Raw genomic sequence first — 14,403 nt, 5'->3', positions numbered from 1 at the left:
TCGCGAAAACGACAATGACGAGGAAGCGCCGTGGATAGCTTGCTGTTCACCCCGATCGAGCTGCGGGGCATCCGGCTCAAGAACCGCATCGTGCTGTCGCCGATGCTGACCTATTCCTGCGTCGACGGGAATCTGAGCGACTGGCATCTGGTCCATCTCGGCAAATATGCCGCCGGTGGCACCGGCCTCGTCTTCATGGAATCGACCAAGGTCGACCCGCGCGGCTGCACCACCCCGGCCGACCCCGGCCTCTGGGACGACCGCTTCATCGCGCCGATGCGGCGCATCACCGCCTTCATCAAGCAGTTCGGCGCGGTCCCCGGCATCCAGCTCAGCCATTCCGGGCGCAAATCCCGCCATGCCCGCCCCTGGGAGGGGCGCGGCCCGCTGGACATCGTTCCGGACCTACCCGGCGGCGGCCCCTGGGAACTGGTCGCTCCCAGCGCCGTGCCGCACGAGCCCGACCATCCCGTGCCGAGCGCGCTGACGCGCGAGGGCATCCGCGAACTGGTCCAGGCCTGGGGCAAGGCGGCGGTCCGCGCCGACAAAGCCGGCTTCGAGGTCGTCGAGATCCACGCCGCCCATGGCTACCTGATCCACCAGTTCCTCTCGCCCGCGGCCAACCGGCGGGAGGACGAATATGGCGGCTCGCTGGAGAACCGGATGCGCTTCGCCGTCGAGGTGGCGACCGAGACCCGGCGCTGCTGGCCGGAGCACAAGCCGCTCTTCATGCGGATTTCCGCCATCGACAGCGCCGGCTGGGAGATCGAGCACAGCGTCGAACTGGCCAAGCGCCTCAAGGCCGTCGGCGTCGACGTCGTCGATTGCAGCTCGGGCGGGCTCGCCGACATGAACCATGTCGCGGGGACGTCCGGCGCGACCGGCTACGGCTATGGCTATCAGGTTCCGCATGCCGAACGCATCCGCCGCGAGGCAGATGTGATGACCATGGCGGTCGGTCACATCGTCCATGCCGATCAGGCCGAGGCGATCCTGCGCGACGGCCGGGCCGACCTCGTCGCGATCGGCCGCGAGATGCTGCACAACCCGAACTGGCCGATCGACGCCGCCCAGAAGCTCGGCGTGAAGCCGGGCTTCGACCAAATCCCCTCGGCCTATGGCTACTGGCTGGAGAAGCGGGCGCGCGCGCGCGTCGCCGTCCAGCCCTCGACCTGGCGCGCCGGCATCGATGCCCCCGGCGAGCGCCGCCCGTCCCGCTGACCGCTTCGAGAGAGAGATGCAGATGTCGAGACTTCCCGCCCGGCAGGTGCCTGCCGTCCACCATCGCCGCTTCGGCGACTGGCTGGTTTCCACCGTCAGCGACGGCTATGTCGACTCGCCCCCCGGCGCGATCCCGTCCCTCAGCCAGGAGGAGGTCGACCGCCTGATGGTGGCCGCGCAGGGCACGCCCGCGATCCGCACCTCGGTCAACATGTTCGCGCTGCGCGGGCACGGAAGAACCTATCTCTTCGATGCCGGCTCCGGCACCACCATGGGGCCGAGCTGCGGCCGGCTGCCGGAAACGCTCGAGGTCGCCGGAATCGCACCGGAAGACGTCGACGCCATCCTGCTCACCCATGTCCATCCGGACCATTCGAATGGGCTGACCAGTGACGAGGGCGAAGCCCTCTTCCCCCGGGCCGAGGTAATCGTCCACGAAACCGAGCTGTCGCATTGGTTCGACGATGCCGCGATGGCGGTCGCGACCGAGCGGTCGAAGACCCGCTACTTCGCCGCGGCGCGTTTCCGCCTCGCCCCCTATAAGGGCCGCCTTCGCACCTTCCGCGACGGCGAGGAGGTCCTGCCCGGCATCACCGGCATCCTCTGCCCCGGCCACACCCCCGGCCATGCGTCCTATCGCATCGCCAGCGGCCAGGGCGGGCCCGACCTGATGATCTGGGGCGATACCGTGCACATTCCGGAAATCCAGGTGCCGCGCCCCGAGATCACCATGCTCTACGACACCGAGCCGCCGATGGCGGCCGCCTCGCGCCGGATGATCTTCGAGACGGTGGTGCGCGACGGGCTTCTGGTCGCCGGAATGCATGTGCATTTCCCGGGCTTCGCCCGGATGGCGGAGGTCGACGGCCAGTACCGGCTGCTGCCGGAACCCTGGAGCTACGAGATCTGAAGCGGCGCGCTCGGTTTCGGGTGGCTCAGCCCCGACGGGGCGGCGAGGCCGCCGCCTCGAACGCGCGCAGATCGGCCTGCAGCTCGCCGGCCAGCTTCATCAGCTCCGGCACGATCACCTTGCGCAGGAAGGCGGGGCTGTGGGTCGCCGACGAGCCGGCACAGGTCAGCGCATAGGCCGGCAGGCCGTCCCGCCCGTAGATCGGCACGGCCGCCGTATTGTAGCTCTTGTGGAACACGCCGATATTGAGGATGTAGCCGCGTGCGGCGAAATCCTGCATCGCCTCGCGAAAAGCCGGCTCCACCTGGGGCCAGCGCGGGTCCGGCAAGGCGTGGGTCGCGATCAGCTTCTCGCGCTCCGCCTCGGGGAAGCCGGCGAGCAGCCCCCAGCCGGCCGCCGAGGTGATCAGTGACAGCCGCGTCCCGACGCGCAGGTTCATGACGAGCTGCGCCTCGCTCAGGCATTGCTGGACGAAGACGATCCGGCCGCCATCGCGTGCGGCGAGGCCGCTCGCGGACCCCGTGCTGTCGGCGAGCGCCTGCATGCGCGCCCGCGCCTTCTCCGCCAGCGGCACGCAGGCCAGCGCCGCGCGCCCGAGCTTCAGCACCGGAATGCCGGGACGCAGCTTGTCGCCCTCGGCCGGGATCAGATAGCCCATCTTGGAAAGCGTATGGCACAGCCGCCAGACGGTCGGCTGCGGCAGCCCGGTCATCGCCGCGAGCTGCGTGCCGCCGATCTCGGCCTTGCGCGGGCCGAAGCAGCTCAGGATCTCCAGCCCGCGCGCCAGGGCCGTGACGAACTGGCGATCGTTCTGATGGGCCTCGTCGTCGAGCAGCGACTCGCGGCGCTCCGGCACGCTCGCTGCCGCCCTGGCCGCCCTCGTGCCGTTGGCAGCCCCTGCCTTTGCGGGGCGCTTCCGCGGCGGTTTCACAGAGTCCGTCATGGCTTGCGCTCCGCCACGCCTTCCAGCATGCGGGCGAGGTCTTTGAGACGCGGTCCGACCTCGCCTTCGAGCACCGACATCGGCAGCAGCGAGGCCTCGCCGCCGCAATTGATCACGAAGGCGGTACGCCCGTCGCCATCCCGCACCGGGACGGCGGCCGTGTTGTAGCCGGGATGGAAGACGCCGGCATTGATGATGAAGCCATGCTGCCGGTAGCCCTCGCAGGCTTCGAGGAAGGCCGGCTCGGCGGCTTTCCAGCTTCGGCGGGCGACGTCGCTGTCGCCCAGCGCCGCCTCGCGCTCCTCGGGCGACAGATCCGCCAGATAACCCCAGCCGAGGGAGGAGGTTGCCAGCGAGACCCGCGATCCGGTCTGCAGGTTCAGCACCAGTTCGGAACCGCCCTCGCAGCGCATCAGGAGCCGCATGCCCCTGTCTTCGCAGACGGCGATGCCGGAAGCGGCGAAATAGCGGTCGGCGAGGTCCTGGAGATAGGGCTTGGCCAGCTCGGCGGTCGTCAGGTCCGACAGCACCATGTAGCCGAGCCGCAGCACCGCCAGCGCCGGGCGCAGCCGGTCGCCGGCATCGGCCGTCAGATAGCCGAGCTTGATCAGCGTGTGGCACAGCCGCCAGACGCTGGGCTGGGGAATGCCGAGCAGATGGGCGATCTCGGTCACGGTCAGGCTCGGGCGAGCCTCGCTGAAACAGCCGAGAATCTCGAGGCCGCGCGCCAAAGCCGCGACGAATTGCCGGTCCGGCACAGCGCCATGCTGTGCCGACTTCGTACGCCGCGCTTGTTTGGGAAGGTCCGGGCTTCGCATCGATTCGCAGTCCTATCCGCCATTTACAAGCAGCGCAAAAATCAATACGGTCGAAATTAGCGAGTGATCTACTCGCATAGCGAATAAATACCGTCAAGAAGCGGGCCTGAGCCGCCAGCCTCTTCGGCCGGAACAAAAACTACGGAGGAGTGCCAGGGCATGGCGGGGCCCCTTGATCACATCAAGGTCGTGGAGATCAGCGTCGCGATGGCGGGGCCATTCTGCGGGATGATGCTGGCCGATTACGGCGCCGAGGTCACCAAGATCGAGCGTGTCGGCAAGGGCGACGACAGCCGCGAATGGCCCCCGCATTTCGACGGCGAGATGTCGCATTATTACGCTTCGGCCAATCGCAACAAGCGCAGCGTCGCGCTCGACCTGAAATCGCCGGAAGGCGTCGCGATCGCGCTCGGGCTGATCGACCGGGCCGATGTCGTGATCGACAATTACCGCTTCGGCGCCCTGGCCCGGGCGGGGCTGGACTACGAGACCCTGTCGGCCCGCAACCCGCGCCTGATCTACTGCTCGATCAGCGGCTTCGGCGCCAGCGGGCCGCGGCGCGGGGATCCAGCCAACGACCTGTTCATGCAGGCCTTCAGCGGCGGCATGAGCATCACCGGCGAGATCGGCGGCGGGCCGATGAAGATGGGGCTGTCCGTGGCCGATCTCGGCGCCGGCTTCCTCGGCACCACCGGCGTCCTGATGGCGCTGGAGGCGCGGCATCGCACGGGACGCGGCCAGCGCGTCGACACCTCCCTGCTGGAAGGGCAGATCGCGATGCTGTCCTATCACCTGACCCGCTATTTCGCGAGCGGGCGGATCCCGCAGCCGAGCGGCAGCGGCGCTCCGCTCTCCGTGCCCTACCAGGCCTTCAAGGCCACCGACGACTGGCTCGTGATCGCGGCCTTCAACGACCGGATGTGGACGGGCTTCTGCGAGGCCGTCGGACGCCAGGACTGGGAGCGCGACCCGCGCTTCGCCCGCGCCAGCGACCGCGGCGACAACCGCGAGCTGCTGGTCGGCCTGATCGGCGACCATCTCGGCACGCAGCCGGCCCGCCATTGGATCGCGCGGCTCGAGGCCGCCGGCGTGCCCTGCACCCTCGTCAATCGCATCGACCAGATCGTCGAGGACGAGCAGGTGCGGGCGCGCGACATGATCGTCGAGATCGACGTGCCCGAGCTCGGCCGCATCAAGGTCGCGGGCTTGCCGCTGAAATTCTCGCAGACGCCGGGCGAGATCAGGCGCCACCCGCCGCATCTGGGCGAGCACACCGCCGAGGTCCTGCGCGAGCTCGGATACGACGAGACCAAGGTCGCCGCGCTGGCGGAACGTGGCGCGATCGGCCTGCGCAGCCTGCGCCGGCCCTCCCGACCCCGAGGAGAAACGCGATGAGCACCCTGCTGACCGATGAGATCCGAGGCTATATCGGGCTGAGAAGCGAAGCGATCACCGCCTGCGACGGCGTCGAGCCCGGCGCGGTCCGCCGCTATGCCCAGGCGATCATGGACGACGACCCGGACTATGCGCCCGGCGCCGGCAATGCGCGCCATCGCGGACCGGTGGCACCGCCACTCTATCCATCCTTCATGTTCCGTCGCCCCTTCGGCGAGCCCGATCCTCTGACCGAGCACGCCCGGGATCCCGATTTCGACGGGCTGTCGCTGGGAGCCGGCGACGGGCTGCCGGAACTGCCCTTGCCGGGGCTCGCCATGCTCAACGCCGGTTCCGAGGTCGAGTTCTTCCGCTACGCCCGCCATGGCGAGACGGTGATCCAGCGCTCGCATTACGCCGACATCTACGAACGCGTGTCGAAGAGCGGGCCGATGCTCCTCGTGGTCACCGAAACCGAATACCGCGCCGCCGACGGCGATCTGCTGCTGCGCGTGCGCAAGACCGCGATCCGGCGCTGAGCCGCCGAACGCCTTCATTCAGGGAGCGACCCCGTGAACATGCACTCCGCCCATTCGCGCGCCGAGGACGAGATCGGCGCCTTCCAGCTTCCGCCCTCGGTGCGTGAATATCGCGATCTCGCGCGCCGCATCGTGCGCGAGGAGCTGATGCCGCTGGAGCGCGAATTCCTGGCGAGCCCCAACCACGCCTATGGCCTGCCGCCGACGGTCAATATCCGCTCGGTCTTCGACAAGAAGACCGCCGACCGGCTCGAAGGCGTCGCGCGCGACAGCGGCCTGTTCAACGTGCTGGTGCCCGAGGCGTTCGGCGGGCCCGGGCTTTCGCTGCTGGCGCAGGTGGTGCTGGAGGAGGAGTTCAACTACTCGCCCGTGCCCTTCCCCTATGCCAGCGTGCCCAACATCCTCTACGAGTGCCGCGGCGACCAGATCGAGCGCTTCCTGAAGCCGGTCGTCAGCGGCGAATGGACCACCGCCTTCGCCCAGACCGAGCCCGGCGCCGGCTCCGACCCCGGCGGCATGATGACGACGCGCGCGACCCGCGACGGCGATGGCTGGCTGCTCAACGGCACCAAGATGTGGATCTCCAACGCCGGGGACTGCGAGCTGGTCATGGTCCAGGCCGTCACCGATTCCGAGAAGCGCCAGCGCGGCGGCATCACCATGTTCCTGGTGAGACGCGACAACCCCGGCATGAAGGTCGAAGTCCCGGGCATCGCCACCTGGCTCGGCCCGCGCGCCTCGCAGCACATCATCCATTTCGACAATTGCCGCGTGCCCGATTCCGACGTGCTCGGCGAGGTCGGCAAGGGCTTCGTGCTCGGCCAGCAATGGCTGACGATCCATGACCGGCTGATGCGCGGGCCCTATGCGCTCGGCAAGATGCAGCGCGCGCTGGACATGTCGACCGAATGGGCCAAGCAGCGCAGGACCTTCGGCAAGCCGATCGCCGAACGCCAGGCCATCCAGTGGAAGCTGGTCGACATGTTTGTCGACATCCAGGCGCTGCGCTCGATGACCTACGAGATGGCCGCCCGCGCCGATGCCGGCGAGGATGTCCGCGCCGAGGCGGCGCTGATCAAGATGACCTCGACCGAGTGGGGCGCGCGCTGCCTCGACCACGCCATCCAGATCCATGGCGCCATGGGCGAGTCGCTCGAGCTGCCGCTGACGCTGTTCTACCGCGTGCTGCGCCATGCCCAGATCGGCGGCGGCACCAGCGAAATCCAGCGCGTGCTGATCGCCCGCAAGCTGCTGGCATGAGCAGCAGCGTGCAGACCGACCGCCCGCGTAATGCGGCCCCGGACGACCCGGTGCCCTGGGCCGCCCTCGACGCCGCCGCGCGCCGGTTCCGGACGTCCTGCGGCGCAGGCGAGATGGTCTGGCGCTGCTGGGGCGAAGGCGGCACGCCGCTCGTGCTGCTGCACGGCGGCGCCGGAAGCTGGCTCCATTGGCTGCGCACGATCCCCGCCTTCGCGGCGGACCGGATGGTGATCGCGCCGGACATCCCCGGCCTCGGAAGCTCGGCCGCCCCGCCGGACTCCACCCCTGCGGCGATTGCCGGCGTCATTCTCGAAGGTCTCGAGCAGGTTCTCGGCCATGGTGTCCAGGACAAGGACCAGCGAGAGCGCTTCGATATCGCCGGCTTCTCTTATGGTGGCGTGCTTGCCGGTTTCCTCGCCGGGCAGGCCGGAGCGCACGCCCGTTCGCTGACGCTGGTTGGCTCCGGCGGGCTCGGCGTTCCCATCCACAAGATCGCCCTGGAAAGGGTCCGCGACAAGAACGGGGCGGAACGCGATGCCGCCAACCGGACCAATCTGCTGCGCTGGATGATCGCCGATCCGGCCCGGATCGACGCGCAGGCCCTCGCCATCCAGGACTGGAACAGCCGCCACGCCCGCTTCGACAGCCGGCCGATCGGCCGCGGCTCGCTCCTGCCCGACGAATTGCGCAAGCTCGGCATTCCCGTCACCGGCATCTGGGGCGAGCAGGACCATGCCGTGCGCGGCTTGCTGGGCGAGGTCGAGCGCACGCTGCGCGCGATCCGGCCGGAGATGGCCTTCCATACCATTCCCGCCGCCGGGCACTGGGTCGCCTATGAGGCGCCGAACGCCTTCGCGGCAATCCTGCGCGCGGTTCTCGGCCCGTGCTGACGAATTCACGGTGATTCGATCTTGACGATCCGGGCCGAGCATGGGATCGTGACCAATAACGAATGAATAATTCGCAATGCGAATAATGGGAGGCGCCAGGGTGATTGCAGAAGCATTGCCGCTCGGCCAGCCCGGGTTCCGTTCAGGACGAGCCGCAGGAGCGTGGCCATGAACCTCGCCGCCTCGGCTCCATTTGAGGGGACGGCCCGCCCTTTGCGCCGCGTCTTCGAGGACATCGCGGTCGGCGACGAGATCGGTCCGCTGTTCAAGGGGCCCCTGACCACGGCGCATCTCATGCGCTGGTCGGCCGCCATGGAGAACTGGCACAAGATCCATTACGATCTGCCGTTCGCGACGGGGCACGACAAGCTGCCGGGCCTCTTGATCAACGGCTCGCTCAAGCAGCAATTCCTCGCCCAACTCCTGAAGGACTGGGCCGGCCGGGAAGGCTGGCTCTGGAAGCTGCGCTTCCAGTTCCGGGCGATGAACCTCGTCGGCGAAACGCTGTCGGTCTGGGGCAAGGTCACGGCCCTGCGCGAGGCTGCGGAATACGGGCTCGTCGACCTCGATCTCGGCATCAGGAACGAAGCCGGCCTCGAATCCACGCCCGGCGCCGCCATCGTCGCCCTGCCGTTCCGCGACGGCCCGGCGGTTCCCTATCCATTCATGGCCCCGACCGGCTGAGCCGGTCGGCCAAGCGCCTGAAGCGCAGCTTGGCGCCGCATGCCGGCCGCCCGCCAACCAGCAAGGGCCTTTGCCTGGCTCGACAGAGTTCGGCCAATTCCGGCGCCTCCGCAGAAGACGCGCCGACCATCGGGAGGAAGATCAATGAAGTCCTTGAAGAAGACATTGTTTGCCGGCGCCGCCGCAGCGGCCCTGCTCGCCGCGACCCCCGTGCTCGCGGCCTGCGAGCTCAAGATCGGCGTCATCGGCGGCCTTTCGGGCGCGACGGCCCAATGGGGCCTGGCCCTGAAGGGCGCCGCCGAATACATCGCGGCAGAGGCCAATGCCGCCGGTGGCGGCGGCCTCAAGGTTGGGAGCGAGACCTGCAAGGTCACGACCATCGCCGTCGACAGCAAGGCGACGGCGGAAGGCGCCGCCTCGGCGACGAACCAGCTCGTCAGCCAGAATGTGAAGTTCATCCTCGGCCCGGTGGTGACGCCGGAAGCGACCGGCATCAAGCCGATCGCGCTGCGCAACAAGCTGCTGGTCTTCCAGAACAGCTTCGCCAAGGATGCGATCGGACCGCGCTGGCCGCTGGTGTTCCACGAAGGTCCCGGCCCGAGCGTCTGGGCGGGAGCGATCGCCAAGCTCGCCAAGGAGAAGTTCAACATCAAGAAGGTCGTGCTCGTGGCGCCCAACGACCAGGGCGGCACCGACATCACCTCGGTCGATATCGAGGCCTACAAGGCCAACGGTATCGAGGCGACGGAGGAGTTCTACCAGCGCGGCAACCCGAACTTCGCGGCGGTAGTGGCCCGCGTCCTCGCGCAGAATCCCGATACGGTCGACACCTCCTCGACGGCGCCGGGCGATGCCGGTGTGCTCGTCAAGCAGCTCCGCCAGGCCGGCTTCACCGGCACGATCGGCCGCCTCGGCGGCCCGGCGACCGACGAGATCCTGCGCGTCGCCGGCGGGCCGGAAGTGCTGAAGAACTTCTACTGGTACGAGAACGTGCCGCTCGAAGACCCCAACATCCGCGCCATCGCCACCGACTATAAGAAGCTGATGAACGCCGACCCGCCGGAGAACACGATGCTGTATCTCTGGGTCGGCGTCGGGCGCCTGCTGTTCAAGGCGATTTCGGATGCCGGCACGATCACGGATACCGAAAAGGTCGCCGAGGTGCTGCGCAAGCTGCCGATCGACGACAAGAACCTCGGCAAGGGCCGCTGGACCGGCAAGTCCTTCTTCGGCATTCAGCAGGAAGTCTCCTTCCCCTTCGGCATCGGCCTGATCGTCGACGGCAAGGTTCAGCCGATCCTGCGCGCCGAGGTGCCCGAGGTCGACTGACGAGGCGAGGCGCGGCCCGCAATGGCAGCCGGCGAGCCGCGCCAGCGTGTCCTCGCGAAGACGCAACGCCGCGAGCCGGATCGCGAAGCTGGTCTTTGCATCGTAAAAAATGCATGATGCATTAAAAATATCATGCATGCTCCGCCGGTCTGGATCGCCGGAGAGAGCGAGCAGGCCGCCAAGCCGGAGGATGCCGCCGGCCCGAGCGGCGAGAACGTGCCGGAAGAGCGCAGGGAAACGTCGCAACCAGTCCAGCGCCCGCAGCCCGACGCGCACGCTGGTCGAAACGGATCAGGGAGTAACGGCACATGGCCAGCTTCGTGTCGGCCGGCTTGATCGGCATCAGTCTCGGCGCGCAATACGCGCTGCTGGCGCTCGGCTTCACGCTGATCTTCGGCATCCTCGGCGTCGTCAACTTCGCTCATGGCGGCTTCTATGTCCTGGGCGGCTACGCCGCCTATAGCTGCGTCACCTTCCTCGGCCTGCCCTATCCCCTGGCGGTGGTCGCGGCGATGCTCGCCACGGGCGCCCTCGGCTACGTCTTCGAGCTTTTCGTGGTCGAGCGCGTCGTCGACGACCACCTCGCGACGCTGATGCTGACGCTCGGCCTCTACCTGATGATCGGAACCGGCATCCAGGCCGTCTACGGTCCCGAATCGCCGCAATTCGGTTTCCCGGTCACCGGTACGCTGCGCTTCGCCGGCTTCTACATGCCGCTCGAGAACCTCGTCGTTCTGGCCGTCTGCCTCGTCGCGATCGCCGGGGTCTACGCGCTGATGTACCGCACCGATCTCGGACGGGGCTTGCGGGCGCTGGCCGACAACCGCCAGGTCGCAGCCACGCAGGGCCTGCGCCCGAAGCTGCTCTTTCCTCTGGCCTTCGCGCTCTCCTGCGGGCTTGCGGGCCTGACCGGCGCGCTCGTCACGCCGATCCTGTCGCTCGGCCCCCTGGTCGGCGAGCCGGTGCTGGCCATGGCCTTTCTCACGGTCATCCTCGGCGGCTTCGGCTCGATCATCGGGGCGACCGTCGCGGCCTTCCTGGTCGGGCTGATCGAGGCCTATTCGGTCGTCTATCTCGGTGGCTCGAAGGGCGCGCTCGCGCTGTTCGTGCTGGTGCTCGTCGTGCTGATCGTGCGGCCCTCGGGCCTCTTCGGCAAAGAAGCCCGAGGAGCCTGACCATGGCGCGTCTCAATCAGTTCGGCGGCGAGATCGCCGCGATCGCCATCCTGGGCTTGAGCTTCCTCGTCCCCTTCGTCACCGACAGCCCCTTCGTCTACTCGACGCAGAACCTGATCGCGGTCGCGGTGACGGCGGCGTTCAGCGTCTACATCATGCTGCGCATGGACCTGCTGACCTTCGCCGTTCCGGCCTTCATGGCGATCGGCGGCTATGCCGCGGCCATCGCCGGGCTGAAGGGCGGCATCGTCACAGCTTCGCCCTGACGGCGCTGAGCTTCATCGCCCCCGCGCTCGTCGCCCTGCCCCTCGGCATCCTCATCCTGCGCCTGCGCGGCATCTATTTCGTGCTCGTCACCTTCCTGCTGACGCAGATCCTGCAGCTCCTGATCTTCGAGACGCCCGATCTCACCGGCGGCACCAACGGCCTCGTCGGCATGCCGGCGACGACCCTGTTCGGCATCGAGCTCGCCGACAACCGCGCGGTGCTGCTGCTGGCCATCGGCGTCGCGTTCGCCGCCGCCGTCATCACCGCCCTCGTTTCCGTCTGGCTCCGCCGGGAATTCGCGGCGATCGAGGAGAACGAGGTGCTGGCGCAAAGCCTCGGCCTCGTGGTCTGGCGCTACAAGGTGATCGGCTTCGTCGCCGCTGCGGGCCTCGCCGGCATGGCGGGCTTCTCGCTGGTCAACATGCTGCTGACCGCGCATCCGACATCCTTCTCACCGCAATCCTCGGTCAATTACATCGCCTACACCATCATCGGCGGCCGCGGCTCGATGCTCGGGCCATTGGTCGGCGCCACGCTGCTGGTCTGGATGTCGAGCATCTTCAGCACGCATGGCGAGTTCTCCGAAGGGCTCTACGGCCTTTTGATCGTGGTGGTGGTTCTGGCCGCGCGCGGCGGCATCGTCGGCACCCTGGCCGCGGGCTATCGCCGCCTGTCCGGGCAGTGGCGCGCCGGCGGCAGCGCCGCCCCGATCGTCGGCACGGTGAAGGAGGCCGCCCATGAGCGCGGATAACGCCCCGGAGCGGAGCGGCTCCCTCGACGTCAGGTCGATCACGAAGAGCTTCGGCGGCCTGCATGTGTTCAGCGATGTCAGCTTCAGGCTCGCGCCTGGCGAACTGATGGGCGTCATCGGCCCCAACGGAGCCGGCAAGACGACGCTGATCAACGTGATCTCGGGCAAGCTTCCGCCGAGCGCCGGCAGCATCCTGCTCGACGGCCGCGAGATCGGCGGCATGCCGTTCCACACATTGAGCCGGCTCGGCCTGGTGCGCAGCTTCCAGCAGACCAACACCTTCAAGAGCGCGACGGTGCGCGAGAATCTCGCCCGCGCGATCCGCTTCAGCGGCAGCCCGCCCTCGATCTGGGACAAGCTCGACGGCATGCTGAGGCAGTTCGACCTCGCGCCCCGCCTCGACATACCCAGCGACAAGCTGCCCTACGGCCTGCAGAAGATGCTGGGCCTGGTCCTGGCCTACACCACCTCGCCGCGCGTGCTGCTGCTCGACGAGCCCGCCGCCGGCCTGGAGCGGCGCGAGCGCCAGCAGGTCGACGCCTTCGTCCAGGCCGTCCAGGCCGACCATGGCTGCGCCGTGCTGATCGTCGAGCACGACATGGACCTGATCAAGCGGCTCTGCCCGCGCATCCTGGTGCTCGATGCCGGCCGCATCCTGGCCGAGGGCCCGCCCGCCGAGGTGCTGGCGCGGCCGGACGTCATCGCCGCCTATATGGGCATCGTCGAGGACGAGGAGGCCGCCTGATGCTTTCCGTCGAGGATATCGAGGTCCGCTATGGCGGCATCACCGCGCTGCACAAGGTCTCGATCGAGGTCGAGGAAGGCGAGACCGTCCTGCTGATCGGCGCCAACGGCGCCGGCAAGTCGAGCCTGATCAACGCCGTCATCGGCGCGACCCAGACCTGCGGCGGCCGGATCCGCTTCAAGGGGCAGGATATCGGCGGCCTCAGCGCCGACCGGCGGGCGCGTGCCGGCATCGGCTACTCGCCGGAAGGGCGGAAGGTCTTCGGCACGCTCTCGGTCGCAGACAACGTCCTGTCCGGCGCCTTCGGCATGGGCCGCAGGCACCAGAAGGAAGCCTTCGACTGGCTCAGCTCGGTCTTCCCGATCCTGGCGGAGAGAGCCGAGCAGCCCGCAGGGCAGCTCAGCGGCGGCCAGCAGCAGATCGTCGCCTTCGCCCGCGCCATGAGCTCCTACCCGAAGCTGCTCCTGCTCGACGAACCCTTCCTCGGCCTCGCCCCCGTCTGGATCCAGCGGATCAGCGACGCCATCCGCGAGATCCAGCGGCGCGGGACCACCATCCTGATGACCGAGCAGATGGCCCGCCCTGCGCTGAAGCTCGCCACGCGCGGCTACATCATGCGCGGCGGCGAGGTCAGGCGCAGCGGCAGCGTCGCCGATATCGGCGATGCAGCGTTGGTCGAGGAGTATCTTTAGAGCCATGCGCGACGCTTACGAAACGCTTCTGGTCGCCCGGCCGGAGCCGGAGGTCCTCCTCGTCACGCTGAACCGCCCGCAGGCGGCGAACGCCATGAACACCCGGATGGGGCTCGACCTGCTCGACATCTTCGAGACGATGCTGGCGGACCCGTCCGATTCCCGCGCCATCGTCCTGACCGGCGCCGGCGAGAAGGTCTTCTGCGCCGGTGGCGACCTGAAGGAGCGCAACGGCATGACCGATGCGGCCTGGCAGGCGCAGCACCACATCTTCGAGCGCATGGTGCGCGCGATCATCGACTGCCCGGTACCGGTCATCGCCGCCGTCAACGGCCCCGCCTATGGCGGCGGCTGCGAGACCGCCCTGTGCTGCGATTTCATCTATGCCTCGCGCAATGCCCGCTTCGCGCTGCCGGAGGTGACCCTCGGCATCATGCCCGGCGCGGGCGGCACGCAGAACCTGCCGCGCGCGGTGGGCGAACGCCGTGCCAAGGAGCTTCTCCTGTCCGGTAAGCCATGGTCGGCCGAGGAAGCCGCGAGCTGGGGCATGGTCAACCGTGTCTGCGAGCCCGAAAGCCTGATCCCGGAAGCGGTCGCGACTGCGAAGATCATCGCCGACAACGCACCGATCGCGATCCGGCAGGCGAAGCGCGCGATGCATCACGGCCTGTCGCTGAGTCTCGCGGATGGGCTGCTCTTCGAGATCGAGGCCTATAACCGGATGGTGCCGACCGAGGACCGGCGCGAGGGCGTCGCCGCCTTCGGCGAGAGGCGCAAGCCGCGGTTCCGGGGACGCTGACGCGGA

At 68.4% G+C, this 14,403-nt stretch carries 16 protein-coding genes; 14 read left to right on the top strand and 2 right to left on the bottom strand.

Annotated elements, in window-relative coordinates:
• Positions 1–30 precede the first annotated feature (30 nt).
• On the top strand, positions 31–1,221 hold the full coding sequence (locus tag ACWH43_RS02015; protein WP_260349345.1) for an NADH:flavin oxidoreductase/NADH oxidase: 1,191 nt from the start codon (positions 31–33) through the stop codon (positions 1,219–1,221).
• A 22-nt stretch (positions 1,222–1,243) separates the two neighbouring features.
• Positions 1,244–2,131 (top strand): MBL fold metallo-hydrolase, encoded by an 888-nt coding sequence (locus tag ACWH43_RS02010; RefSeq protein ID WP_158443959.1) that lies wholly within the window; start codon positions 1,244–1,246, stop codon positions 2,129–2,131.
• Between the two features lie 25 nt (positions 2,132–2,156).
• On the opposite strand, the gene ACWH43_RS02005 is transcribed toward ACWH43_RS02010, so the two are convergent.
• Entirely contained in the window at positions 2,157–3,074 is a 918-nt protein-coding gene (locus tag ACWH43_RS02005; protein ID WP_158443958.1) for an IclR family transcriptional regulator, read from the bottom strand.
• Positions 3,071–3,892: an IclR family transcriptional regulator gene (locus ACWH43_RS02000; RefSeq protein WP_158443957.1), complete on the bottom strand. Its 822-nt coding sequence runs from the start codon at positions 3,890–3,892 to the stop codon at positions 3,071–3,073. Before ACWH43_RS02000 ends, ACWH43_RS02005 begins: the two co-directional genes overlap by 4 nt.
• Positions 3,893–4,051: 159 nt before the next feature.
• Between ACWH43_RS02000 and ACWH43_RS01995 the strand changes: the two genes are divergently transcribed.
• The 12 genes from ACWH43_RS01995 (at position 4,052) to ACWH43_RS01940 (ending at position 14,397) form a co-directional block, all read left to right on the top strand.
• Positions 4,052–5,287: a CaiB/BaiF CoA transferase family protein gene (locus tag ACWH43_RS01995; RefSeq protein ID WP_158448185.1), complete on the top strand. Its 1,236-nt coding sequence runs from the start codon at positions 4,052–4,054 to the stop codon at positions 5,285–5,287.
• Positions 5,284–5,805, top strand: a complete 522-nt coding sequence (locus ACWH43_RS01990) for an FAS1-like dehydratase domain-containing protein (RefSeq protein ID WP_158443955.1) — start codon at positions 5,284–5,286, stop codon at positions 5,803–5,805. The genes ACWH43_RS01995 and ACWH43_RS01990 overlap by 4 nt, the downstream gene beginning before the upstream one ends.
• A 39-nt stretch (positions 5,806–5,844) precedes the next feature.
• The gene (locus tag ACWH43_RS01985; RefSeq protein WP_260349363.1) at positions 5,845–7,065 is read left to right on the top strand and encodes an acyl-CoA dehydrogenase family protein; all 1,221 of its coding nucleotides are present in this window, start codon (positions 5,845–5,847) and stop codon (positions 7,063–7,065) included.
• Positions 7,062–7,955: an alpha/beta fold hydrolase gene (locus ACWH43_RS01980; protein WP_158443953.1), complete on the top strand. Its 894-nt coding sequence runs from the start codon at positions 7,062–7,064 to the stop codon at positions 7,953–7,955. The genes ACWH43_RS01985 and ACWH43_RS01980 overlap by 4 nt, the downstream gene beginning before the upstream one ends.
• A gap of 168 nt (positions 7,956–8,123) precedes the next feature.
• Positions 8,124–8,639 (top strand): acyl dehydratase, encoded by a 516-nt coding sequence (locus ACWH43_RS01975; RefSeq protein WP_158443952.1) that lies wholly within the window; start codon positions 8,124–8,126, stop codon positions 8,637–8,639.
• A 144-nt stretch (positions 8,640–8,783) separates the two neighbouring features.
• Entirely contained in the window at positions 8,784–9,968 is a 1,185-nt protein-coding gene (locus tag ACWH43_RS01970) for an ABC transporter substrate-binding protein (protein ID WP_158443951.1), read from the top strand.
• 308 nt (positions 9,969–10,276) lie between these two features.
• On the top strand, positions 10,277–11,143 hold the full coding sequence (locus tag ACWH43_RS01965; RefSeq protein ID WP_158443950.1) for a branched-chain amino acid ABC transporter permease: 867 nt from the start codon (positions 10,277–10,279) through the stop codon (positions 11,141–11,143).
• A gap of 2 nt (positions 11,144–11,145) precedes the next feature.
• Entirely contained in the window at positions 11,146–11,409 is a 264-nt protein-coding gene (locus ACWH43_RS01960; RefSeq protein ID WP_260349344.1) for a hypothetical protein, read from the top strand.
• A complete protein-coding gene (locus tag ACWH43_RS01955; protein WP_311734867.1) occupies positions 11,406–12,161 on the top strand; it encodes a branched-chain amino acid ABC transporter permease in 756 nt (251 codons plus the stop codon). The genes ACWH43_RS01960 and ACWH43_RS01955 overlap by 4 nt, the downstream gene beginning before the upstream one ends.
• Positions 12,148–12,906 (top strand): ABC transporter ATP-binding protein, encoded by a 759-nt coding sequence (locus ACWH43_RS01950; RefSeq protein WP_158443949.1) that lies wholly within the window; start codon positions 12,148–12,150, stop codon positions 12,904–12,906. The genes ACWH43_RS01955 and ACWH43_RS01950 overlap by 14 nt, the downstream gene beginning before the upstream one ends.
• Complete coding sequence (locus ACWH43_RS01945) at positions 12,906–13,598, top strand: ABC transporter ATP-binding protein (RefSeq protein WP_158443948.1); 693 nt, start codon at positions 12,906–12,908, stop codon at positions 13,596–13,598. The genes ACWH43_RS01950 and ACWH43_RS01945 overlap by 1 nt, the downstream gene beginning before the upstream one ends.
• A 4-nt stretch (positions 13,599–13,602) precedes the next feature.
• On the top strand, positions 13,603–14,397 hold the full coding sequence (locus ACWH43_RS01940) for an enoyl-CoA hydratase/isomerase family protein (RefSeq protein ID WP_158443947.1): 795 nt from the start codon (positions 13,603–13,605) through the stop codon (positions 14,395–14,397).
• Positions 14,398–14,403: the final 6 nt, after the last annotated feature.

This window comes from Allobosea minatitlanensis, from assembly GCF_964020775.1.
This window is presented reverse-complemented; position numbering and strand designations above follow the sequence as displayed.

Coding starts and splice junctions, on each gene's coding strand:
- ACWH43_RS02010 (WP_158443959.1), top strand. CDS start 1,244: ATGTCGAGACTTCCCGCCCGGCAGGTGCCTGCCGTCCACCATCGCCGC.
- ACWH43_RS02005 (WP_158443958.1), bottom strand. CDS start 3,074: ATGACGGACTCTGTGAAACCGCCGCGGAAGCGCCCCGCAAAGGCAGGG.
- ACWH43_RS02000 (WP_158443957.1), bottom strand. CDS start 3,892: ATGCGAAGCCCGGACCTTCCCAAACAAGCGCGGCGTACGAAGTCGGCA.
- ACWH43_RS01995 (WP_158448185.1), top strand. CDS start 4,052: ATGGCGGGGCCCCTTGATCACATCAAGGTCGTGGAGATCAGCGTCGCG.
- ACWH43_RS01990 (WP_158443955.1), top strand. CDS start 5,284: ATGAGCACCCTGCTGACCGATGAGATCCGAGGCTATATCGGGCTGAGA.
- ACWH43_RS01985 (WP_260349363.1), top strand. CDS start 5,845: ATGCACTCCGCCCATTCGCGCGCCGAGGACGAGATCGGCGCCTTCCAG.
- ACWH43_RS01980 (WP_158443953.1), top strand. CDS start 7,062: ATGAGCAGCAGCGTGCAGACCGACCGCCCGCGTAATGCGGCCCCGGAC.
- ACWH43_RS01975 (WP_158443952.1), top strand. CDS start 8,124: ATGAACCTCGCCGCCTCGGCTCCATTTGAGGGGACGGCCCGCCCTTTG.
- ACWH43_RS01970 (WP_158443951.1), top strand. CDS start 8,784: ATGAAGTCCTTGAAGAAGACATTGTTTGCCGGCGCCGCCGCAGCGGCC.
- ACWH43_RS01965 (WP_158443950.1), top strand. CDS start 10,277: ATGGCCAGCTTCGTGTCGGCCGGCTTGATCGGCATCAGTCTCGGCGCG.
- ACWH43_RS01960 (WP_260349344.1), top strand. CDS start 11,146: ATGGCGCGTCTCAATCAGTTCGGCGGCGAGATCGCCGCGATCGCCATC.
- ACWH43_RS01950 (WP_158443949.1), top strand. CDS start 12,148: ATGAGCGCGGATAACGCCCCGGAGCGGAGCGGCTCCCTCGACGTCAGG.
- ACWH43_RS01945 (WP_158443948.1), top strand. CDS start 12,906: ATGCTTTCCGTCGAGGATATCGAGGTCCGCTATGGCGGCATCACCGCG.
- ACWH43_RS01940 (WP_158443947.1), top strand. CDS start 13,603: ATGCGCGACGCTTACGAAACGCTTCTGGTCGCCCGGCCGGAGCCGGAG.